Genomic DNA, 21,185 nt, shown 5'->3' with positions numbered 1-21,185 from the left:
GTCCGTCCTTGGTTTAGGCAGTAAATTCCTTCTTGAACTCTTCCAGGCCGGCGATGATCTCGCCTTTCATGGTGTCGTCGATCGCTTTCTTGTCGCGGAGTTCGCCAAGGAGGCTGGACTTCCTGGAGTCGAAGAATGCGTAGAGTTCCTGCTCGTAACGGCCCAGGGACCCGATCGGGTAGTCATCGACGAAGCCGTTGTTGGCGGCGAAGATGATCAGGACCTGCTTCTCGTTCGGGATCGGACGGTACTGCGGCTGCTTCAGGATCTCGACCAGGCGTGCGCCACGGGCGAGCTGCATCTGGGTAGCCTTGTCCAGGTCGGAGCCGAACTGGGCGAACGCCGCCATCTCGCGGTACTGTGCCAGAGCCAGACGGAGGGTACCGGCAACCTGCTTCATTGCCTTAACCTGTGCCGAGCCGCCGACGCGGGATACGGAGAGGCCGACGTTGATGGCCGGGCGTACGCCGGAGTAGAACAGGTCGCTCTCCAGGTAGATCTGGCCGTCGGTGATGGAGATAACGTTGGTCGGGATGTAGGCCGAAACGTCACCTGCCTGGGTCTCGATGACCGGCAAAGCGGTCAGGGAGCCAGCGCCGCACTCGTCGGATACCTTGCAAGCACGCTCGAGGAGACGGCTGTGGAGGTAGAAGACGTCGCCCGGGTAAGCTTCGCGCCCCGGCGGACGGCGAAGGAGCAGGGAAAGCTGACGGTATGCGACGGCCTGCTTGGAGAGGTCATCGTAAATGATCAGCGCGTGCTTGCCCGCGTCGCGGAAGAACTCGCCCATGGTCACGCCGGTGTACGGTGCGATGAACTGGAGCGGTGCCGGCTCGGAAGCGGTAGCGGCAACGACGATGGTGTAATCCATGGCGCCGTGCTCTTTCAGCTTGGCAACAACCTGGGCAACCGTGGAACGCTTCTGGCCGATTGCAACGTAGATGCAGACGACGTCGCCGCCCTTCTGGTTGATGATGGTGTCGATCGCGACGGCGGTCTTGCCGGTCTGGCGGTCGCCGATGATCAGCTCGCGCTGGCCACGCCCGATCGGAACCATGGAGTCGATCGCCTTGAGGCCGGTCTGCATCGGCTGATGAACAGACTTACGCTTGACGATACCGGGGGCCTTCACTTCGACTTTGCCGAAGGTGGAGGTGTTGATCGGGCCGAGGCCGTCGATCGGGTTACCGATCGCGTCAACCACGCGGCCGACGAGGGCGTCGCCTACCGGGACCTCGACGATCCTGCCGGTACGCTTGACCGCGTCGCCTTCCTTGATCTCGGAGAACTCGCCGAGAATCGCGGCACCGACGTTGTCTTCCTCAAGGTTGAGAACCATGCCGGTGATGCCGTGCGGGAACTCGAGGAGCTCGCCTGCCATCGCCTTGTCAAGACCGTGGATACGGGCAATACCGTCACCGATGGAGATGATGGTGCCGGTTTCGGCTACCGCCACTTCCTTGCCGTACTCCTTGATCTGCTTCCTGATAATCTCGCTGATTTCTTCCGCTTTGATTTCCATAGAACCGTCTCACCCCTTCTGTAATATATCCTGAATGTTAGCTAACTGAGTCCTTACCGAGCCGTCGAATACCTTGTCGCCGATCTGCGTTACCACACCGCCGATGAGCGACGGATCAACCACAACCTTGAGTTCAACCTTTTTCCCGGTCGACTTGGCCAGGGCCGACTTGATCTCCTCGACCTGGGCCGCGTCCAGGGGCAGCCCGGAGGAAAGGGTCGGCCTGATCACGCCGGAGAGATCGTCGGCGAAGACGCCGTAGTTCTCCGCGATCTGCGGCAGTACCGAGAGGCGGCCGCGCTCGAGGAGGAGCATCATCAGGTTGGAGATCATCGGGGAGATGGACAGCTTCGCCACCAGGTCCTTGAGGATCTCTTTTTTCTCTTCGATGCCATAGGCAGGGTTGGCGAAGATCGCCGAAAGCTCGCGGCTGTCGGTCAGGACAGTGCTGAAGCGGGTCAGTTCGCTGTTGAACCCTTCCACGCTCCCCGCTTCCGAGCCAATCTGCACGAGTGCCTTGGCGTAACGTTTGGCAATAGCGTTAGTACTCAATGTAGAGTCACCACCTTGGAGATATAGTCGCCCACCAGCTTGTCCTGGTCGCCTTTTGCAATGTTCTGCTTGATCTTCTGCTCGGCCAGTTCGACCGCGAGACGTGCTGCCTCGGCGCGGAGCTCGTCTTTCGCCTTGAGGACTTCCTGGGTCGCTGCTGCCTCGGCCTGGGCCTTAATGCGGGCGGCGGCTTCTTTGGCCTCGGCGATGATGCGCTCTTTCTCGAGCTCACCCTCGCGCTTCATGTTGGCGGAAATCACCTCGATCTCCTGGTTGGCCTGGTCCAGGCGCTGGGAGTACTCGGCGAATTTCTTCTCGGCGGCTTCCTTGGCGGCGACCGCTTCCTGAAGGGTCTTCTCGATGCCGGAGCGGCGAGCGGCCAGGGTGCCCTTCACGTCGGCCTTCTTGAGGGCCCAGACGGCGATGGCGACCAGGGCGGCGAAGTCGATGCAGCGCCACATGAAGTCTTTCATCTGGGCTGCCTGGTGGCCGCCTTCGTGTGCTGCGCCTGCGCCCTCGGCAGCTTCCTGGGCGAAGCCGAGGGAAGCCAGGGCGATAACAGCGCCCGCGGTGAGCAGGGAAACGATGAGCTTCTTGTTCATATGCATGCTAGAGACTCCTCCCGAGAACTTTTTCACAGATTTCGGCGGACAGGGTCTCGGCGCTGGAGGTGAGCAGGCGACGTGCTTCCTCGGCCTCCTGGGCCACCTTGGCCTTGATGGCGGAAAGCGACGCGGTAGCTTCGGCACGTGCCTTGTCGAGAATGGCGGCCTCCTGCTGCTGGGCCTCCTTCTTCAGGGCACCACGCTCGTCGGCAGCACCGGCGCGGATTTCGCGCATGCGTGCCTCGTAGCTGGCCAGCTTCTCCTGCACTTCCCTGTCTACTTCGGCGCTTTTCTCTTTCGCCCCGTTGATCTGAGCGGCGCGATCGGCGAGCTGTTTCCTGATCGGCTTGTAGAGAAAGACGTTCAGGAGCAGTACCAGCACTAGGAAGTTCACCAGCTGGAATACAAATGCGATGTCTAAATTGATCACCAAACCACCTCTATTCGAACATTTTTAAAGACGTATACGCCTTCATACTGTGCAGGGGGCCGCGCAAAACAGGTGATTGCTATCACATAAATGCTTTTTGTGTCAAGCGATTTATCCGTTTGCGTGAAGAATTGTATACACTTGGACACCCCTGAACATCAGTATTTTGCGGCCGCAAAGCTGTGCCAGTCGGGGTGCCACGGGACTGTCTCAGGACCGCGAACCGAGAGTTAGCGCGGGTTTTGTAGACAGGATCGTGTATGACATTTGGAACGATGTTCGGAATTGCTCCCCGTGCGGGGTGAATCTGAAACAGGTACGGCGGGTGGTGCTGAGGAAAAAGGAAGAAGCTTCTGCTCATTCCCCCTGCCCCCTTCGCGGACTGCGCGCTTCGGCGGGCGGCCCCGTCAAGGGAAAGGGATCGTGCTGTTCTGTGGGGTGTGGCCGTTACCCCCCTTTGCGAAGGGGGGCCAGGGGGGATTTGGCCGAGGTCGCCACAGCATCCCCGGTTGCCACAGAGTTAAATCCCCCTCAATCCCCCTTTGCGAAAGGGGGAAGCTGGATGGAGCTGAGAAAAGAAGGGCGTAAGCGCGCCGGCTTCTAGAGGTTCAACAGCTCCACGATGCGGGTCAGTTCCTTCATGTCGCCGAAGCTGATCTCGAGCTTGCCGCCGCGCCCGGCGCGCTTGAGGGCTACCTTGGCGGCGAAGTGGCGCTGCATGCGGTCCACGAGGTCCTTCTGGTCCGGGTCCAGCGACGGCTTGGCCGCCTTCTTCGGCGGGCCTGCCTTCCTGCGCTTCACCAGCGCCTCGGTCTCGCGCACGGAGAGGTGCCCCTTGACGATCTCGTCGCGGACTGCCTTCTGCTCCTCGACGTCCTCCAGGGTCAGCAGCGCCCTGGCATGCCCCATGGAGATGCGGTCCTCGGCCACGTCGCGCTTGATCTCGGCCGGCAGCCGCAACAGACGCAGGGCGTTGGCGATGGTCGAGCGCTCCTTGCCGACGCGCTTGGCCAGTTCCTCTTGGGACAGCGAGAAGCGCTCCAACAGGGCGTGGTAGGCCTCGGCCTCTTCCACCGCGTTCAGGTCCTCGCGCTGAATGTTCTCGATGAGAGCCATCTCCAGCGCGGTCTCCTCGGAGACGTCCTGGATGACGACGGGAACTTCCCTGAGGCCAGCCTTCTGGGCGGCGCGCCAGCGCCGCTCGCCGGCGATCAGCTCGTAGTGGCCGGCCTTCTTGACCACGACCAGGGGCTGGATGATCCCCTTTTCTCGGATGGAGGCCGCCAGCTCCTCGAGCTTCTCGTTGACGAAGGTCTTTCTGGGCTGTTCCTTGTTCGGCTTTATGTCTTCGATGGGGCAGGAGAAATACTTCTTGCCGTGATCCTCCACGACCGGGAGCAGCGCCCCCATCCCCTTGCCCAATCCCATTTTCTTAACCATGCGACACCTCGCGCGCGATGAGTTCCTTGGCCAGATCCATGTAGCTGGTCGCCCCCTTGGAGGTGATGTCGTACAGGCAGATCGGCTTGCCGTGCGACGGCGCCTCGGAGAGCCTGACGTTCCTCGGGATCACCGTTTCCAGGGTCTCCTTGGGGAAGTGGGCGCGCATCTCCTCGCCGACCTGGCGCGACAGGTTGTTCCTGGCGTCGAACATGGTGAGCAGGATCCCCTCGATGGAGAGCGACGTGTTCAGCCCCTGCTGGATCAGGTTGATGGTTTTCAGTATCTGCGAAAGCCCTTCCATGGCGTAAAACTCGCACTGCAGCGGAATCAGGACGGAATGCGCCGCGGTCATCGCGTTGATGGTGAGAAGGTTCAGCGAAGGAGGGCAGTCGATGAAGATGTAGTCGTAGGAATCGGACAGCGCGGCGAGGATCTTCTTCAGCTTCCGCTCGCGGTCGGTGACGCTCACCAGCTCCAGCTCGGCGCCGGCGAGGTCGGAAGTGGCCGGCAGCAGGTGCAGGTAGGGAAGTTCCGTCTTGAGCACGATGCGCGACACCGGCGCGTCGTCGATAAGGGCGTCGTAGATGCTCTCCTCGAGGACATCCTTGTCAGCCCCCACGCCGCTACCCGCATTCCCCTGCGGGTCCATGTCCACCAGGAGCACGCGGCGTTCGGCCACGGCCAGCGATGCCGACAGGTTCACGGCCGTCGTGGTCTTGCCCACCCCACCCTTTTGATTTGCCACACAGATGATCTTAGCCATAGTCTCTTCTCGATTTGTGAATGATCCGAGTGTTGCCGAAAATGCAAAGCAGGGAAAATTACCATACTGCCGGAGCTATGAAAAGTGTTTTCTCAGAGAAGGTGGCGGCCTTTTCTTTGACTTTGGTCAAGGCGCCTTGGCAGGACTGGGTTTAGGATGACGGCGCTGGATCAGCTTGGTAACCCGATATCGTGGAGGAGTCCGTACATGAAAAAAACGCTTTTGGTCCTGTTGCTGTTGCTCGTCGCTCCCGCTGCCTATGGCTTCGAGTGCAACGTCTGTCATAGCAAGAACCCCGCAATGGTGAAGATGCACAAGGCCCTGAAAGGGAGGAACTGTTTCGATTGTCACAAGATGGGCGAGAAGCTTATGGGCAAAGGAATTCCCAAGGACAAGGCCGCCCAGATCAAGCGCCGCGAGACCGAAGAGATCTGCTTCGAGTGCCACAAGAAGAACTGACGAACGTTCTAAGTTCTATGTTCTAGGTTCTACGTTAAACCCAGCACCTGTGCCCCATCCGCCCTCTCCTGCGGATGGGGCTTTTTTTGTCCTCGCGCTAGGGGGGACTGGTCAGAAGCCTCCCCCCGGAGGGGGGAGGTTGGAGGGGGGATTCGCAGGTAGAGATCTTCCCCCTCCCTACCCTCCCCCTCCAGGGACGGGGACGCTGCTGGCGGACTTGTCCACCGTCTTGTCCACCGTAGCCTTGGCGGAGGTGGAAGCCTTGGCGAAGGTGGATTGCGGTTCCTATGTCCCCGGATATACTTGTGGCTTCAGTGCTTTGAAATTCCAGGAGGATGCATGACCCGCCCCGCAGATTTCTCCATCCGCACCAAGTTCTTCGGCCTGATGTCCCTGCTCCTGATCGCCCTCCTGCTCGCCTCGGGCATCTTCCTGTACCATCGCCAGAAGGACTTCGTGCTCCGCTTCGCCGTGGACAACGCGCGCAGTTTCGCCACGCAACTCATCGAGACCCGCGAGTACATGTCGTCAGTGGTCAAGAACGAGCCGGAGACCAACTACAACCTGGTGCCGCAGGTAGTGGCGACCCAAGTGGCCAAAAGGGTCACCCAAAACTCGAAGTTCTACGTGCGCCAGGTGTCGCTGCGCTACCGCAACCCCGAAAACCGCCCGGACGCTTACGAGACTGCGCAACTGCAAAAATTCATCGACAAACCCGCTGCCGAAAGTTACGACATCGTCAAAGCGGGCGACACCAGCTTCTTCCGGTACCTGCAGCCGATGCGCGCCACCCCTTCCTGCCTGGGATGCCACGGCAGCTACCAGAGCGCGCCCGACTTCGTCAAGAAGCGTTTCCCGCCGGGCCACTATTCCTACAATTACCGCGTCGGGGAGGTCATCGGCGCGGTATCGGTAAGCATCCCGATGAAGGACCTGTACGCCCAACTGGGGGCCAACTTCAAACTCGACCTGCTGGCCCGCGGGTTGGTGTACCTCATCGTCACCGTCGTGATGGGGATCATCATGAGCCGGCTGATCATCACGCCGGTGAAACTACTTTCTGACCGGATCATCGACGTCACCAGGACCGGCAATTTCCAGGAAAAGATGCCGCAGAATAGCCGCGACGAGATCGGCATGCTCATCGCCGCGTTCAACGACATGATGGAGGAACTCTCCCACCGCACGGTCCAGTCGCGCGAGGCGGACGAGCGCTACCGCCGCTTCATCGAGGTGGCCGCGTCGGCGGTGGTGACGTTCCTGAAGAACGGCAAGATGGTGATCGTGAACGAGAAGGCGGAAAGCCTGTTCGGGCGGAACCGGCAGATGTTGCTGGGGGAATCGATCTTCGACTTCCTCGAAAATGCAAAGGATCTGCAGCAGCGGATTGAGCGGCCGGGCGACTTCAAGGAAGAAACGAGTAGGCAGCGGGTAGTGAGCGCAGGCGGAAGACTGGTCGAGGTGGAAATGGTCGTTTCCGCTTCCAAGGCCGACCGCGAGCCGCTTTATACCGCGATCCTGCGGGAGCGTAACGGCGGCTAACGTATGGTCACGAGAGAAAGTTTTGCTGCAGTGTCACGTGTTGTGCTAAAGTGTGCCGACCAAATCAAGGAGAGATAGATTCCATGGCAAAAGCAGGTAAGGAACTTTACGTAGGCAGCCTGTCCTACGATATCACTGAATACGAGCTGCTGAAGCTGTTCGCAGTTTCCGGCACGGTTACCTCGATGCACCTGATCAGGGATCCCGAGACCGGCCAGTTCAAGGGTTGCGGCTACGTCAGGATGTCCACCGAAGCCGAGGCAAGGGACGCCATCGATTCCCTGGACGGCGCGTGGCTCCTCGACAAGAAGATCACCGTCTCCTATGCCAATCCGCAGAAGATGAAGGCGAGCGGTGGCGGCGCCAAAACCCTTCCCAGGTGGCGCATTGAAGCGGCCGAGAAGAAAGCCGCTGAGAAAAAGGCAACTGCCGCGCTGGCGGCCACGAAGCCGGCTGCGAAACCTGCAGCAAAACCGGCAACAAAGTCGGCAGCCAAGCCCGCAGCCAGGCCGACGGCGAGCCCTGATGCCAAGCCGACCGGTGCCAGACCAGCCGCGGCCAAAGCGGGAGCGGCCAAGCCTGCCGGTGCCCGACCGACCGCTGCCAAAGCGGGATCGGCCAGACCGGCCGGGGCCAGACCTGCCGCAGCCAAAGCGGGATCGGCTAGACCGTCCGGCGCCTCCAGACCCGCTGGGAGCAAGCCCGCCTCGCGTCCCGGCAATTCCGCCAAGCCTGGCAGCAGGACCGGCAAGCGCTAGCCCGCTAACGATACACTGTAGGGGCGAATAATCATTCGCCCCGTCTTTCCCCCCGCCGCCTCAACACAACCGCCCCATACCGCCGCCACGCCAGGACACTCGTTAACACAACCCACCTTCCCTTCTAACCAGCAACCGTCTATACTACGCCTCATGATAACCCAGGAGATGATCCAGAACTTCCCCACCTCCCCCGGCGTCTACCTCATGAAGACCTCGGACGGCACCGTCATCTACGTCGGCAAGGCGCGCAACCTCAGAAACCGCGTCCGGGCCTACGTGGGCGACACCCGCGATTCCCGCGTTCACATCCGCTTCATGGTGCAACTGGTCCAGTCGGTAGACTACATCGTCACCGACACGGAAAAGGAAGCGCTGATCCTCGAGAACACGCTGATCAAGCAGCACCGCCCGAAGTACAACATCAACCTGCGCGACGACAAGACCTACTTCTCGCTGCGCATGGACATGAAGGAAGAGTTCCCGCGCCTTTCATTGGTGCGTAAGATTCCCTCCGACGGCGCGCGCTACTTCGGCCCCTACTCCTCCGCCACCTCGGCCAAGGAGGTCTTGAAGCAGCTCTACAAGATGTTCCCGCTGCGCCACTACCCGCTGGCGACCTGCATGGCGCGCAAACGCCCCTGCCTGTACCACCAGATCAAGCAATGCTCCGCCCCCTGCTGCGGACTGATCACGAAAGAGGAATATGCGACCCTCGCCGAAGGGGCCGCCCTGTTCCTGGAAGGAAAGAACACCGAGATTGCCCGCCTCTACCGCGCCAAGATGACGCAGGCCAGCCAGGAGATGCGCTACGAGGACGCGGCGCGCTACCGCGACCTGGTGCGCGCCATCGAGGTCACCGTGGAGCGCCAGAAGATGGTGGCGCAAGGGGGCGACAGCGACGTGTTCGGCGTGCACCGCGAGGGGGACCAGATGCAGATCGCCCTCTTGCACATCCGCGGCGGCACCGTGACCGGCGGCCGCACCTTCCTCTTCGACTGGGAGCTGGAGACCGAGGAGGGATTGGCCTCGTTCCTGAACGAGTACTACGACCTGGACGCCCCGCTCCCGCCCCAGGTGCTGATCCCGTTCCCTATTCCGGAGCCAGGCCCGCTCGAGGAACTCCTGTCGGAGAAGGCGGGCAAGAAGGTGATCATCGCGGCACCGCAGCGCGGCCCCAAGCTGGAGATGGTGAAGCTGGCCCAGAAGAACGCGGAGACCGCGTCGCAGGAGCGGCTGGCCAAGGAAAGCTCGTCCGCCACGCTGCTGACCGAACTCGCCGAGAAGCTGCACCTTGCCCGCACCCCCAGAAGGATCGAGTGCTACGACATCTCCAACATTCAAGGGGAGATGGCGGTCGGAAGCCGTGTGGTTTTCATCGACGGCAAGGCCGACAAGAATCTGTACCGGCGCTACCGGATCAAGGGGGTACTGCAGTCCGACGACTTCGCCATGATGCGCGAGGTCCTCTCGCGCCGCTTCAAGGCGGAAACGACCGAGGAGCAGCCTGACCTGATCGTGGTCGACGGCGGTCTGGGACAGTTGGGGGTATTGAACGCGGTACTGGACGAGTTGGGGGTGAACGGGGTGGAGGCGGCCGGTTTGGCAAAGAGCCGCACCTTCCGGGATATGGAAAGCGAGGAGATCTCGAAGAGTGACGAGCGGGTGTTCCGCCCGGGGCGCAAGAACCCGATTACGCTCCGGCAGAGTTCCGCGCCGCTGCTCCTTTTGGCGCGCATCAGGGACGAAGCGCACCGCTTCGCCGTCACCTACCACAAGGCCGTGCGCAGTAAGACCCTCACCGGCTCCAGCCTGGACCAGGTGCCGGGCATCGGCGCGAAACGGAAGAAGGCGTTGTTAAAGCATTTCGGGAGTTTGAGAGGGGTGCAGGGGGCGACGCTGGAGGAACTCATCGCCGCGCCGGGGATGACCGAAAGGGCTGCGCGGGCGCTGTGGGAGGAACTGCAAAAACAAAAAAAAGGCGTCTAACAGGGATAAAAGGGATAAAGGGGATGAAAACCAAACGGTTACATCATCCCTTTTATCCCTTTTATCCCTGTTAAAACGCCTCTGTCTTTTTTATTTCCCTTTTTTCAGATCGAACAGGATCAGCTTGGCGATCGCCTTCAGGGTCTCGAAAACCCCTTCGCCGGTGGTGGCGCAGGCTTCGAAATCGGGAACGTTGGTCGGGTTCAGCTCCCGGCGCAGCTCCTCCACGTCGACGACGTTGGGGAGGTCGCGCTTGTTGTACTGGACCACGTACGGGATCTTGTCCAGGTCGTACCCCTGCTCGATCAGGTTGATGCGCAGGTTCTCGACGCTCTCGATGTTGGCGTCCATGCGCTCTTCCTGGGAGTCGGCCACGAACACCACGCCGTCGACGCCCTTGAGGATCAGCTTTCTGGAGGCGTCATAGAAGACCTGGCCGGGAACGGTGTACAGGTGGAAGCGCGTCTTGAAGCCGCGGATCTCGCCCAGCGCCAGCGGCAGGAAGTCGAAGAAAAGGGTGCGCTCGGTCTCGGTCGCCAGGCTGATCATCTTCCCTTTCGCATCGGCGGCCGTCTTTTGGTAGACGTACTGAAGGTTGGTGGTCTTGCCGCACAGGCCCGGGCCGTAGTAGACGATCTTGCAGTTTATCTCACGGGAAGCGTAGTTAATGAAGGACATCCTACATTACCTCTTATAAATTACTGCACCACAGGGTTTAGGGGCGCATGACGCCACCCCATCTCACCGAAAAATGTTCCGTTAGCTGAACAGGTTGTCGATATCGTCGTCGGTGATCTCGGCGAAGGGGAACTCGCTGTCGCCGGTCTTCTCCTTCTCCTCGTTCTTTTGCAGCAGCCGGGTAAAAATGGCGGTAAGCTCCTCGGAGGCCTTCTTCACCCTCAGGCGCACCAGGCCGAGCGACGAACGGGTATCGAAGAGCACCACAAGGATGACGCGGCCGGCAACGATGGAGATGTGGAGGTTGTCCTTCTCCCCTTCGTGGAAGAGGATAGAGAACTCCTTCTCGCCGATCAGCTTGGCCAGGCCGCCGGTGGCAGCGATGTTACCTGCGGTGAGCGAGGCAAGGGACGTAGTGTCGAAGCGCTCGGTCTCGCCGCAACCAGTGATCAGCTGGCCGTTCTTATCCACCAGGAAGATCACTTTTGCGTTAGCCTCGCGCAACAGTTTATCGAGCGCGACGTTTATCTGTTTGAATTCCTCATCGTACATAATCAACTGAGGATTCGACATGAATGTCTCCTTGGTGGGGGGTACTTTTGCTGCGAAGCTTATTCTATAACAGAAGCGCTACGCCATTTCAAGGTAATTGCCTTAGCGATAACCGCTCCTTACACGCTCGCTATGCCACGAGCGGCCTTGAGAAGGAGCTCAACCTTCTCCGGGTCCCCCGCCTCGCTGTACAGCCTGAGCACCGGTTCGGTCCCCGACGGGCGGATCAGCAGCCACGCCCCGTCCTCGAAGATGAACTTGAAGCCGTCGCTGAAATTGTGACGCGCCACCTGGAATCCGGCGATGCTGGTGATCCCCCCCTCCTGCATCCGCTCCAGGAGTTGCCGCTTCGCCTGGGCCCCGATGGGAAGGTCGATGCGGGAGTAGTGGAAGTGCCCGATCTCGTCCATGGTCTCCTCCAGGAGAGCCCGCAGTCCCTTGCCACTCATGGCCATCGCCTCCAAAAGCAGGAGTCCCATCAGGATGCCGTCGCGCTCGGGGATATGCCCCTTCACGCCGAGGCCGCCGGACTCCTCGCCCCCCATCAGGATGTCGTTCTCCAGCATCATCTCGCAGATGTGCTTGAACCCGATCTGGGTCTCGAACAGTTCCAGGCCGTACTTTTGGGCCAGGAGATCGATCATCTGGGTGGTGGAGACGGTCTTGACCACGGCGCCGCGCACCCCTTTCCTTTCGTAGAGGTGACGCAGCAGCACGGTGAAGATCCGGTGCGAGGAGAAGAATTCACCGGTCTCGTCGACGGCGCCGATGCGGTCAGCGTCGCCGTCCAGGGCGAGCCCCACTTGGAAGTTGCCGGCCTCGACCAGCGCCGCGAGCTCGCCCAGGTGCTCTGCGATCGGTTCGGGGGGATGGCCGCCGAAAGAGGGATTCTCGGCTCCGTGGATCTCCTCGACCCCCGGGACCAGCAGCGGCAAGAGGCCGGAGCCGGCGCCGTACATCGGGTCCACGACCGCCTTAATATTGGCAGCTCGGATCAGCTCCAGGTCGACGTAGCGCCCCAACTGGGCCAGGTAGGGAGCCGTGGCGTCGAATAGCTCCACCTGGCCGGTCGCCTGCGCCTCGGCCAGCTCCAGCGCCTGCACCGGGCGGGACGCGGCCTGGTTCTCGGCGACCATCTGCTCCAGCACCTTGGTGGTGGACGGGCGCGCCGAGCCGCCGAAAGATTCTTTTACCTTGAAGCCGTTGTAGCGGGGCGGGTTGTGGCTCGCGGTGATCATGACCCCGGCGCCGGCCTTCTTCTCGTGAACCGCCCAGGAGACTGCGGGGGTGGGTGCGTACTCGTGGGAGAGCCAAGTCTTGATGCCGTTGCCCGCCGCGATTTCGGCGACGCGCTCGGCGAACTCCTTCGAAAGGAAACGGCGGTCGTAGCCGATCACCAGCCCCTTTTCGGCAAGGCCTTGCTTATGCAGATAATCCATGGTGGCCTGCGCCACCAGTGACAGGTTTTCAAAGGTGAAGGTGTCAGCGATGACGCCGCGCCACCCATCGGTGCCGAATTGTATCTGCAATTGAATCCTCCATAAACGTTAATGATTGGGCATTTTCCACGGCGGCGCCTGATCTGTCAACCCTTACTTGCCGCAAAAGACGCGAATTGGTTGACCCCGGACGGTGATTGGCTTATAAGAATGCAACGATTTCCAATCCCAGAGGAGGTACGAAAACATGCTGAAAAGATTCATCTACGCCCTGACCCTGGGGCTCTTCCTGGCAAGCGGCGCCTTCGCTGCCGAGACGAAGAACCCGGTGGTGCTGATCGAGACCAACCAGGGCAATATCAAGGTCGAGCTGAACCAGGAGAAAGCGCCGATCTCGGTGAAGAACTTCCTCGACTACGCGAACAGCGGCTTCTACAACGGGACCATCTTCCACCGCGTCATCCCCAACTTCATGATCCAGGGTGGCGGCTTCGGCCAGGACCTGGTGCCCAAGGCGACCAAGGCCCCGATCAAGAACGAGGCGGCCAACGGGCTTAAGAACGACCGCGGCACCCTCGCCATGGCGCGCACCATGGTGGTCGACTCCGCCACCGCGCAGTTCTTCATCAACGTGGTGAACAACGACTTCCTGAACAACAGGCCGGGCGGCGGACAGATGGGGTACGGCTACGCTGTCTTCGGCAAGGTGCTCGAAGGGATGGACGTGGTCGACAAGATCGCAGCCACCAAGACCGGCAAAGGTGCCAACGGCATGCCCGACGTGCCGCAGACGCCGATGGTCATCAAGAGCGTCAAAGTCCTCAAGTAATGCAAAAAGGGGCGCCGCGAGGCGCCCCTTTCTTTTTCATCTCCCCTTACGCTGCGCCAGCAGCATCAGGTTCCCCACCGTAAAAAGCAAGGCCCCGATGAAAGCCGTCAAGGCGCCCGGCTCCTTGTGCACCTCGAAGAGCGCCACCGGTACCGGGCTGAGCGCCACATCCTTCACGTAGATGCCGTACCCCTTGTGGAAGAAGGGCTGGTTTGGCTGCACCGCGTGCAGACCGTCGGAGAGCCGCAGCTCCGCTCGGTAGCCGCTCATCATCCCCATCGGCCCCACCTGCCCGGTAATGCTCTCCACCACAGCCCGCTCCCCGTCCGGGAAGCTGAAGGAATCCCCCTGCGGCAGCTGCATCTGCTGCTTTAAGCCGCCGTAGGCCGAAAGGAGGTGCGCCAGGACGATCAGCAAGAAGCCCGCGTGCATAAGGTGCGGCGCCACGCTGCGCCCTTTGCGCCGCAGGGCGTCGATGGAGCAGATGAGCGCGTTGACGAAGAGCACCGCGATGCAGGCGACGCAGAGCCAGAGCCACCAGGAGTAGCCCAGGGGGGCGCGCTGCAGCCAGAAAAGGAGCGGCATGTCGTTGAGGCCGCCCTGCTCGGAGCTGGCGCTGGAGAATGAGCCCAGGGCCAGGGTGACCATGACGCCGGTCATGAGCCAGAGGCCGAGGTTGAGGGAGGTTAGTCGAAAGTAGATGGCTTTCAGCACTTTTACGCTCCATAAATCAGATGCATCGCACGCGGATTTCGCGGAAAACAAGGCAATAACTGCGGATAAATCTTATAGATGGACACCGTATTTAAATTGGCCTTGGTGCAAAGCCTGCTTTACATCATTCGAGAAAATTATTCTCTTGAACTGCGGTTTTTTACCGAAGTTCAGGAGCAACCCCAGTTCCTTATCCGACGCTTTAAGATAATTCGTCAGTTGAGCGTAATACTCGTCACGTAATGCTTCCGCAGCTTTCAACTCGAGGATGACAACGTCTTGGACAACGATATCGGCGAAATACTCTCCTACGAGCAAGCCGTCGTAATAGACTGGAATTTTGGGTTGCTGATTAACCTCAAGCCCCAACTTAGCCAGCTCGATCACCAGAGCGTTTTCGTACACCTTCTCCAGAAATCCAAAACCCAAAGTGTTATAAACTTTGAAAAATCCCTTCAGTATCCTGTCCGTTGTCTCTTCATGAATCATTTCAACCTCCCATGCTCGAGAAATTGAAAAGATTCTAACATTTTTTAATCCGCTCTAATCAGCCTACTCCGTATAATCCGTGTGCGACGCCGTTGACTTTGCCTCTAGAAGCTGTGCGAGCTCCGCATGAGCATGCTGACGCCCAGGTAGGTGAAGAGCGTCACCAGGAAGCCGACGATGCCCAGCCAGGCGAAACCGCGCTCCCAGGCCTGCCCTTTCAGGCGCAGGTGCAGGTAGAGCGAGTAGAAGATCCACAAGATGGAGGTCCAGAGCTCCTTGGCGGTCCAGAGCCAGTAGGTGCCCCAGGCGTAGTAGCCCCAGATGCCGCCGGCGACCATGGAGAGCGAGAAGAAGCTGTAGCCGACCAACGCGGCCCGGTACTGCAGGTCGAGTGCCGGTTTCCCCCCGCCCTGCAGGAAGGCGACGCCCAGGAGCGCGGCTATGCCGAACAGGGCATAGGCGAAGAAGGCCAGCGCCACGTGCAGCTCGAACCAGTAGGTGTCGAGGATGGGAGGGAGCGGCATGTTGATGGTCGGGAAGGGAAGCGCCAACGCGGCGAAGAGGCCTGCCAGCGCGCCGCATCCCCAGCAGAACCAGCGCACGCCCGCGGTCTGCCGGCTATAGATGAAGGGAAGCCCCATGAGGCCAAGCGCTCCCGAGAAGAAGGCCAGGGTGTCCTGGGGTCCGATCAGAGGGAGCCGTCCCAGCCCCATGCCGCGCGAGGCGAGGTAGGCCAGGCTGCAGCCGAGCGCCGCCACGAAGATGGGGCGCCGGATCGAGGCGACGTAGAGCAGCGCGGATGTGATGAGAAGCCATTTCATAAGAAGAACCCAAAAGCGTTACCACCCCCCTTCGCACTACGTGTTTCGGGGGGCAAGCGGCGGACACGGAGGTTCATCCACCTTCGCACGTTGTGCTTCGGTGGGCGCGCCGAGAAAACCAAATAAAAGCCTTAGCCTTTCTCAGATGTCCTCAGATTTTCTCCGTGGCCAATGGTTTGGCTGTTTATTTGTAGCTTTTCCTGCGGAAGAGGCCGGTCTTCAGCGAGGCGATGCGGTCCAGGAACAGGAAGCCGTCCAGGTGGTCCATCTCGTGCTGGATCGCCACGGCCTCGAAACCGGAGGCATCGAACTCGCGCACGTTGCCGTCGGGTTCGGTGAAACGCAGGGTCAACTCGGTGGCGCGCTCGACGTCGCCGGTGTAGTCCGGCACGCTCATGCACCCCTCGCGCATCACGGCGCCGCCGCTCCTGGCCAGGATCTCCGGGTTGATCATCAGCAACAGCCCGTGGTTGTTCTCCTTGCCGTGACGGTTCTTCGAGACGTCGATGACGCAGACGCGCTGGGAGACGCCGATCTGCGGCGCCGCGACGCCGACCGAACCGGGCCCGGCGAGCATCGTGTCCACCAGGTCTTCGATCAGCTGCTTTATCTCATCGTCAAGGGCCTGCACCGGGGCGCAGACCTGCTTCAAAATCGGATCGGGATAGATCAATATCGGTTTGACTGCCATATAGAATCAGAGGGAAACGGGTGTAATAAGCCGCACCGAAATCTCCACACTCAGCTCCTTTTTCAGTTTTTCCAGCAGGGCGGTCACATCCTCCACCGAGAGCCCCTGGGGCAGCGCAGCCTCGAGCACCAGCACGTACACGGGCTCGGTCGGCTTGCCGATCAGCTTGGTGTTGAGGTCGGCGATGCTGACGCCGCGGTCGGCGAGCTCGCGGGTGATGCGATAGACGATGCCCGGCTTGTCGGAGCCGTACACCGAGATCAGGCAGAGCTCCCCTTCCGGCCCCTGGTAGCAGACCTCGTCGTCCTTCAAGGTCCTGACGAATGCGGAAAGTCCGGTGCCGGCGGTCTTGGCGGTGAACTCCTCTTCCAGCTTCTTCTTGGAGAACGGCTTCTCGTGCGAGACGATCAGGATCATGGCAAACTCGCCGCCGAGCATGGTGCAGCTCGAATCCTCGACGTTGCAACCGAGCTTGAAGAGCACCTCGGAGGTGTCGGCGACGATGCCGGTGCGGTCCTTGCCGATGATGGTGACGGCGAAATGGGCCAGGTTGGGCTTGCGACAAAGGTTCATTAGGCCTCCTTGTAAGGGGGACCGGCACCTGCGGAGCCAGTCCCCTGATCGGCTAAATCTTGTTGATAAAAACTTCTCTCGGCTTGCTGGTGCCGTCGGAGGGTCCGATGACCCCTTCCTGCTCCATCTTCTCGATGATGCGGGCGGCGCGGTTGTAACCGATTCTCAGGCGGCGCTGGATCATGGAGATCGAGGCCTGCTTCGCCTCGGCCACCAGGGCCAGCGCGTCGTCGTAGCGCTCATCGAGATCCTCGTCCTCGTCGCCCCCGCCCTTCTCGTCGCTCGCCTTCATCTCCAGGATCGACTTCTCGTAGACCGGTTTCCCCTGCTTCTTCAGGAACTCGACCACGCGCTGCACCTCGGCGTCGGATACGAAGGCGCCGTGGGAGCGGAGCATTTTCGAGGTGCCCGGCGGGAGGAAGAGCATGTCGCCGGCGCCCAGGAGCGACTCGGCGCCGTTGCAGTCCAGGATGGTGCGGGAGTCGATCTTCGAGGAGACCTGGAACGAGATCCTGGCCGGGAAGTTGGCCTTGATCAAACCGGTGATGACGTCGACCGACGGGCGCTGGGTGGCGAGGATCAGGTGGATGCCGGCGGCGCGCGCCATCTGGGCCAGACGAGCGATGGACTCCTCGATCTCGCGGCCGGCCACCATCATCAGGTCGGCGAGCTCGTCGACGATAACCACGATGTAAGGGAGGTGGCCGTGTTCCAGCTGCTCTTCCTTGGCCAGGAAGGCCTGGATGGCCGCCTCGCGCGCCTCCATGTCCTCCGGATCATCCAGGTGATCGGCCTCGTCGATCTCCTCGACCACCACGGTCTCGCGCGCGCGGTTCTCGGCGTCTTCCTTCTCCTGCCGCTCCAGCTCGCGGTTGTAGGAATCGATGTTCCTGACCCCTTTGTCGGACATGAGGCGGTAGCGCCGTCCCATCTCCTCCACGGCCCACTTGAGCGCGAGGGCCGCCTTCTTGGGGTTGGTGACTACCGGGAGCAGAAGGTGCGGGATTCCCTCGTAGACCGAGAGTTCCAGCATCTTGGGGTCGACCATGATGATCCTGACGTCGTTGGGGGTCGAGGTGTACAGAAGCGACAGGATCATGGTGTTGATGGCGACCGATTTACCGGAACCGGTGGCGCCGGCGACCAAAAGGTGCGGCATCTTGGCCAGGTCGGTGACCAGCGGGGTTCCGGCGATGTCCTTGCCGAGCGCCATCGGGAGCTTCATCTTCCCTTTGTGGAACTGCTCGGAGTTGAAGATCTCGCGCAGCGACACCATGTCGCGCTCCCGGTTGGGGAGCTCGATGCCGACGACCCCCTTGCCCGGGATCGGGGCCACGATGCGGATCGAGTGTGCCTGCAGCGCCATGGTCAGGTCGTCCTGCAGACCGGCGATGCGGCTTACTTTGATGCCGGGGCCGGGGGAGAACTCGTACATGGTGATGACCGGGCCGGGGCAGATCTCCACCACCTCCCCTTCCACGCCGAAGTCCTTGAGCTTTTTCTCCATGAGCCGCGCGTTCATGGTGAGCGTTTCTTTGTCCTGGCGCTTGGCCCCCTCGGCGGGCGGGTCAAGGAGGGACAGCGGCGGGGTCTTGAAATCCCCTTCCGCCTTGATGAAATCGAACGCCTCCTGCACCGGCGCGGTCTTCTTGTCGTCCTTTTTTTTCTCTTTCTTCGCGACCGGCGCGGGGATCGGCGTCGGCACCACGGCGGGCTTGATGACCGGCGCCGCGTGCTGCCTCGGCTTCTCGTCCTTCTCACCCTTCTCGGAGGCGAGTTCGCGCTGCAGGGCACGGCGCTGCTTGCGCTTCTCCCAGCTCTCCTTGAGCGCGGTCAGCCACCAATTGGCGAACAGTACGAAGGAGAAACGGGACAAGAGCATGGCGGCCGCCGCCAGCATGGGGAGCAGGATGAGCAGCGCCCCGATCTTGCCGAAGGCCCGCTTCATGAGCTCCGCGCTCTGGTAGCCGATGAAACCGCCGGTCGGCACCCGCTGGCCGAGGAACTCGGTGAACTGCAGGTTGAAGGCGAACAGACCGGAAATGGAAAGCACCAGCAGGCCGAAACCGACCAGCTTGTAGCGGCGCCACCGGATCTCGTCCGAACTGAACGCGCGGTAGGTCAGGTAGAGCAGGGTGCAGGGGAAGATATAAGCAGCCAAGCCGAAGAGCTGCAGAAAGAGGTCGGCCAGCTGTGCGCCGAAGCGTCCCCCCAGGTTTTTGGTTTGAGCGAAGGTGGAGACGCTGTTGAAGGAAAGGTCCTCACCGTGGAAGGAGGCGAGCGCGATTAACAGGAACAGCCCGGCGACGCCGAAGGCCATCCCCTTGACTTCCTTGGCAACCTTATCCTTTTTTTCGATCTTCTCTTCAGTGGTCATGCGTTACCTGTGTTCTGGGCTCCCTCTCCCGGAGGGGAAGGGTTGGGGAGGGGGAGCGGAAATTGGCCAAACCTTCCCCCCTCCTGACCTCCCCCCTCCGGGGGGAGGAAATATGGACGCACCTTACATTTCCAAAACCAGCGGCAATATCACCGGGCGGCGCTCGATGGTCTTGTTGAAGAAGCGGCGCAGCACCCGGCGCACCTCGAGCTTCACCTCGTTCCAGTCGGTCATCGTCTCGGTGCTCACCAGGGCCAGCGTGTCCAGCACCACCTTCTTCGCCTCGTCCAGGTACTGCTGGCTCTCGTCCTCGAAGATGAAACCGCGCGACACGATGTCGGGACCATAGATGATCTCGCCGCTCACCTGGTTGATGCCGACGATGACCACCACCATGCCGTCCTCGGAGAGATGCTTCCTGTCCTTCAGCACCACGTTGCCGACGTCGCCGACCCCCTTGCCGTCCACGAAGACCCGGCCGGTGTTGACGTGGTCCACGATTACCGCCTCGTCACCGGAGAAGAGGACTACGTCGCCGTTGACCGCGAGAATGCAGCGTTCCTCCGGAGTCCCCACCTTCTGCGCCAGTTGGGCATGCTTCACCAGGTGCCGGTACTCGCCGTGCACCGGGACAAAGAAGCGGGGCTTGACCAGGTTGTGCAGGAGCTTCAGTTCCTCCTGGCTGGCGTGACCGGAGACGTGCACCTCGGATACCTTCTCATGGATCACCTCGGCGCCGCGGCGGTACAGGTGATTCATCAGGTCGGAGATGGTCTTCTCGTTGCCCGGGATGAAACGGGAGGAGAGGATGACGGTATCGCCGCGCTCCAGCTTGATCTGCTTGTGATCGTCCATGGCGATCCGGACCAGCGAGCTCCTCGGCTCCCCCTGGCTCCCGGTAGTGATCATGCAGACCTGCTCTTTGGGGAGCCTGGGCAGCTCCTTGAGGTCCATCAGGAGGTCGTCGGAAATGTTCAGGTAGCCGAGTTCGCGGGCGATCTGCACGTTGGCGATCATGGAGCGGCCGTTTAAAAGCACCTTCCTGCCGCTTTTTTGCGCCGCGTGCACCACCTGCTGCACCCGGTGAATATTGCTGGAAAAGGCGGCGACGATCACCCTGCCGGCGCAGTTCGGGAAGATCTCGTCGAAGGCCTCCCCCACCACGCGTTCCGACAGGGTGTACCCCTCGCGCTCGATGTTGGTCGAGTCGGCGAAGAGCGCCAGCACCCCCGCCTGGCCGTAGCGGGCGAAGGTGGGGAGGTCGGTGAGTTCGCCGTCCACCGGGGTCTGGTCCAGCTTTAAGTCGCCGGTGTGGATCACCACCCCCTCGGGGCAGGTGAGGGCCAGGGCGCAGCCGTCCACGGTGGAGTGGGCGACGCGGATGAACTCCACGATGAAGTTGCCCAGTTCCACCACGTCCCGGGGCTTCACCACGCGCAGGTCGACCTTCTCGTCGAGCTCGTACTCCTTCAGCTTTTCCTTGACGAAGCCCAGGGTGAGGGCAGTGCCGTAGATGGGGGGATTGAAATCTCGCAGCACGTAGGGGAGCGCGCCGATGTGGTCCTCGTGCCCGTGGGTGAGCAGGATGGCGCGGATGCGATCCGCACGCTCCACGAGGTAGCCGATGTCGGGGATGACCACGTCGATCCCCAGCATGTAGGGCTCCGGGAACATCAGGCCGCAGTCAACGATTACGATGTCGTCTCCGTACTCGAAGGCGGCCATGTTGAGCCCGATCTCCCCGAGTCCTCCCAGGGCCACGAACTTCAGTCCGGTATTTTCAATGCTGCTTTCTTCCAAGATAATCCTTTGTATTTAAGGGGACTGGCTCCGAAGGTGCCTGTCCCCTTGGTTTTTCGGCATGTCGCACCGCCCGTAGCCTTGGCGAACTTGGGGCCTGTCCACCGTAGCCTTGGCGAACTTGGGGCCTGCCCACCGTAGCCTTGGCGAAGGTGGGGG

Annotated in this window: 21 protein-coding genes; 5 read left to right on the top strand and 16 right to left on the bottom strand. The window is 61.1% G+C overall.

The annotated features are described in order from the left end of the window. Nucleotides 1–13: 13 nt before the first annotated feature. The 6 genes from atpA to JFN90_RS01710 all read right to left on the bottom strand — a co-directional run bounded on the left by atpA (nt 14) and on the right by JFN90_RS01710 (nt 5,315). Nucleotides 14–1,522, bottom strand: a complete 1,509-nt coding sequence (gene atpA, locus JFN90_RS01735; protein WP_199393377.1) for a F0F1 ATP synthase subunit alpha — start codon at nt 1,520–1,522, stop codon at nt 14–16. Between the two features lie 9 nt (nt 1,523–1,531). Next, the gene (gene atpH, locus JFN90_RS01730) at nt 1,532–2,074 is read right to left on the bottom strand and encodes an ATP synthase F1 subunit delta (protein ID WP_199393376.1); all 543 of its coding nucleotides are present in this window, start codon (nt 2,072–2,074) and stop codon (nt 1,532–1,534) included. Then, entirely contained in the window at nt 2,071–2,676 is a 606-nt protein-coding gene (locus JFN90_RS01725) for a F0F1 ATP synthase subunit B family protein (RefSeq protein ID WP_199393544.1), read from the bottom strand. The genes atpH and JFN90_RS01725 overlap by 4 nt, the downstream gene beginning before the upstream one ends. A 7-nt stretch (nt 2,677–2,683) precedes the next feature. Next, nucleotides 2,684–3,109, bottom strand: coding sequence for a F0F1 ATP synthase subunit B family protein (locus JFN90_RS01720; RefSeq protein WP_199393375.1), 426 nt, complete (start codon nt 3,107–3,109; stop codon nt 2,684–2,686). A 600-nt stretch (nt 3,110–3,709) separates the two neighbouring features. Beyond that, entirely contained in the window at nt 3,710–4,549 is an 840-nt protein-coding gene (locus JFN90_RS01715) for a ParB/RepB/Spo0J family partition protein (protein WP_199393374.1), read from the bottom strand. Then, a complete protein-coding gene (locus JFN90_RS01710) occupies nt 4,542–5,315 on the bottom strand; it encodes a ParA family protein (RefSeq protein WP_199393373.1) in 774 nt (257 codons plus the stop codon). Before JFN90_RS01710 ends, JFN90_RS01715 begins: the two co-directional genes overlap by 8 nt. A 207-nt stretch (nt 5,316–5,522) precedes the next feature. Here JFN90_RS01710 and JFN90_RS01705 point away from each other — a divergent pair, with 207 nt between their 5' ends. From JFN90_RS01705 to uvrC, 4 genes are all read left to right on the top strand, one after another. Next, entirely contained in the window at nt 5,523–5,774 is a 252-nt protein-coding gene (locus JFN90_RS01705; protein ID WP_199393372.1) for a cytochrome c3 family protein, read from the top strand. Between the two features lie 339 nt (nt 5,775–6,113). Continuing rightward, nucleotides 6,114–7,316 (top strand): c-type heme family protein, encoded by a 1,203-nt coding sequence (locus JFN90_RS01700; protein ID WP_199393371.1) that lies wholly within the window; start codon nt 6,114–6,116, stop codon nt 7,314–7,316. Between the two features lie 83 nt (nt 7,317–7,399). Then, nucleotides 7,400–8,074 (top strand): RNA recognition motif domain-containing protein, encoded by a 675-nt coding sequence (locus JFN90_RS22485; RefSeq protein WP_199393370.1) that lies wholly within the window; start codon nt 7,400–7,402, stop codon nt 8,072–8,074. A gap of 153 nt (nt 8,075–8,227) precedes the next feature. Continuing rightward, nucleotides 8,228–10,063 (top strand): excinuclease ABC subunit UvrC, encoded by a 1,836-nt coding sequence (gene uvrC, locus JFN90_RS01690; RefSeq protein ID WP_199393369.1) that lies wholly within the window; start codon nt 8,228–8,230, stop codon nt 10,061–10,063. Nucleotides 10,064–10,153: 90 nt separating this feature from the next. Here the strand turns inward: uvrC and JFN90_RS01685 are convergent, their stop codons facing one another. The 3 genes from JFN90_RS01685 to JFN90_RS01675 form a co-directional block, all read right to left on the bottom strand. After that, nucleotides 10,154–10,741, bottom strand: a complete 588-nt coding sequence (locus JFN90_RS01685; RefSeq protein WP_199393368.1) for a GTP-binding protein — start codon at nt 10,739–10,741, stop codon at nt 10,154–10,156. A gap of 81 nt (nt 10,742–10,822) precedes the next feature. Next, the gene (locus JFN90_RS01680; protein WP_199393367.1) at nt 10,823–11,314 is read right to left on the bottom strand and encodes a roadblock/LC7 domain-containing protein; all 492 of its coding nucleotides are present in this window, start codon (nt 11,312–11,314) and stop codon (nt 10,823–10,825) included. A gap of 98 nt (nt 11,315–11,412) precedes the next feature. Then, nucleotides 11,413–12,822, bottom strand: coding sequence for a phosphoglucomutase/phosphomannomutase family protein (locus tag JFN90_RS01675; RefSeq protein ID WP_199393366.1), 1,410 nt, complete (start codon nt 12,820–12,822; stop codon nt 11,413–11,415). 157 nt (nt 12,823–12,979) lie between these two features. On the opposite strand from JFN90_RS01675, the gene JFN90_RS01670 reads away from it, so the two are divergent. Further along, nucleotides 12,980–13,561 carry a peptidylprolyl isomerase gene (locus JFN90_RS01670; protein WP_199393365.1) on the top strand — a complete coding sequence of 194 codons (582 nt, stop codon included), beginning with the start codon at nt 12,980–12,982 and terminating at the stop codon, nt 13,559–13,561. Nucleotides 13,562–13,597: 36 nt separating this feature from the next. On the opposite strand, the gene JFN90_RS01665 is transcribed toward JFN90_RS01670, so the two are convergent. From JFN90_RS01665 to JFN90_RS01635, 7 genes are all read right to left on the bottom strand, one after another. After that, the gene (locus JFN90_RS01665) at nt 13,598–14,275 is read right to left on the bottom strand and encodes a cytochrome c biogenesis protein ResB (protein WP_199393364.1); all 678 of its coding nucleotides are present in this window, start codon (nt 14,273–14,275) and stop codon (nt 13,598–13,600) included. Nucleotides 14,276–14,347: 72 nt separating this feature from the next. Next, nucleotides 14,348–14,764 carry a GxxExxY protein gene (locus JFN90_RS01660; RefSeq protein WP_199393363.1) on the bottom strand — a complete coding sequence of 139 codons (417 nt, stop codon included), beginning with the start codon at nt 14,762–14,764 and terminating at the stop codon, nt 14,348–14,350. Between the two features lie 104 nt (nt 14,765–14,868). Then, nucleotides 14,869–15,585 (bottom strand): cytochrome c biogenesis protein, encoded by a 717-nt coding sequence (locus tag JFN90_RS01655; protein WP_199393362.1) that lies wholly within the window; start codon nt 15,583–15,585, stop codon nt 14,869–14,871. Nucleotides 15,586–15,769: 184 nt separating this feature from the next. After that, complete coding sequence (gene def, locus JFN90_RS01650) at nt 15,770–16,276, bottom strand: peptide deformylase (protein ID WP_199393361.1); 507 nt, start codon at nt 16,274–16,276, stop codon at nt 15,770–15,772. 6 nt (nt 16,277–16,282) lie between these two features. Beyond that, nucleotides 16,283–16,849 carry a glycine cleavage system protein R gene (locus tag JFN90_RS01645; RefSeq protein ID WP_199393360.1) on the bottom strand — a complete coding sequence of 189 codons (567 nt, stop codon included), beginning with the start codon at nt 16,847–16,849 and terminating at the stop codon, nt 16,283–16,285. 52 nt (nt 16,850–16,901) lie between these two features. Next, complete coding sequence (locus JFN90_RS01640) at nt 16,902–19,226, bottom strand: DNA translocase FtsK (protein WP_199393359.1); 2,325 nt, start codon at nt 19,224–19,226, stop codon at nt 16,902–16,904. Between the two features lie 123 nt (nt 19,227–19,349). Then, entirely contained in the window at nt 19,350–21,026 is a 1,677-nt protein-coding gene (locus tag JFN90_RS01635; protein WP_199393358.1) for a ribonuclease J, read from the bottom strand. Between the last annotated feature and the right edge of the window lie 159 nt (nt 21,027–21,185).

Origin of the sequence: Geomonas propionica (assembly GCF_016458235.1) — a bacterium.
GTDB lineage: Bacteria > Desulfobacterota > Desulfuromonadia > Geobacterales > Geobacteraceae > Geomonas > Geomonas propionica.
Note: the sequence above shows the minus strand (reverse complement) of the source record. Positions and strands in the feature narration are given on the sequence as shown.

What these genes read in the sequence shown, in the direction of transcription:
- JFN90_RS01670 (WP_199393365.1), top strand. Translation starts at nt 12,980, where the DNA reads ATGCTGAAAAGATTCATCTACGCCCTGACCCTGGGGCTCTTCCTGGCA.
- JFN90_RS22485 (WP_199393370.1), top strand. Translation starts at nt 7,400, where the DNA reads ATGGCAAAAGCAGGTAAGGAACTTTACGTAGGCAGCCTGTCCTACGAT.
- def (WP_199393361.1), bottom strand. Translation starts at nt 16,276, where the DNA reads ATGGCAGTCAAACCGATATTGATCTATCCCGATCCGATTTTGAAGCAG.
- uvrC (WP_199393369.1), top strand. Translation starts at nt 8,228, where the DNA reads ATGATAACCCAGGAGATGATCCAGAACTTCCCCACCTCCCCCGGCGTC.
- JFN90_RS01655 (WP_199393362.1), bottom strand. Translation starts at nt 15,585, where the DNA reads ATGAAATGGCTTCTCATCACATCCGCGCTGCTCTACGTCGCCTCGATC.
- JFN90_RS01710 (WP_199393373.1), bottom strand. Translation starts at nt 5,315, where the DNA reads ATGGCTAAGATCATCTGTGTGGCAAATCAAAAGGGTGGGGTGGGCAAG.
- JFN90_RS01725 (WP_199393544.1), bottom strand. Translation starts at nt 2,676, where the DNA reads ATGAACAAGAAGCTCATCGTTTCCCTGCTCACCGCGGGCGCTGTTATC.
- JFN90_RS01685 (WP_199393368.1), bottom strand. Translation starts at nt 10,741, where the DNA reads ATGTCCTTCATTAACTACGCTTCCCGTGAGATAAACTGCAAGATCGTC.
- JFN90_RS01645 (WP_199393360.1), bottom strand. Translation starts at nt 16,849, where the DNA reads ATGAACCTTTGTCGCAAGCCCAACCTGGCCCATTTCGCCGTCACCATC.
- JFN90_RS01660 (WP_199393363.1), bottom strand. Translation starts at nt 14,764, where the DNA reads ATGATTCATGAAGAGACAACGGACAGGATACTGAAGGGATTTTTCAAA.
- JFN90_RS01640 (WP_199393359.1), bottom strand. Translation starts at nt 19,226, where the DNA reads ATGACCACTGAAGAGAAGATCGAAAAAAAGGATAAGGTTGCCAAGGAA.
- JFN90_RS01705 (WP_199393372.1), top strand. Translation starts at nt 5,523, where the DNA reads ATGAAAAAAACGCTTTTGGTCCTGTTGCTGTTGCTCGTCGCTCCCGCT.
- atpA (WP_199393377.1), bottom strand. Translation starts at nt 1,522, where the DNA reads ATGGAAATCAAAGCGGAAGAAATCAGCGAGATTATCAGGAAGCAGATC.
- JFN90_RS01680 (WP_199393367.1), bottom strand. Translation starts at nt 11,314, where the DNA reads ATGTCGAATCCTCAGTTGATTATGTACGATGAGGAATTCAAACAGATA.
- JFN90_RS01715 (WP_199393374.1), bottom strand. Translation starts at nt 4,549, where the DNA reads ATGGTTAAGAAAATGGGATTGGGCAAGGGGATGGGGGCGCTGCTCCCG.
- JFN90_RS01700 (WP_199393371.1), top strand. Translation starts at nt 6,114, where the DNA reads ATGACCCGCCCCGCAGATTTCTCCATCCGCACCAAGTTCTTCGGCCTG.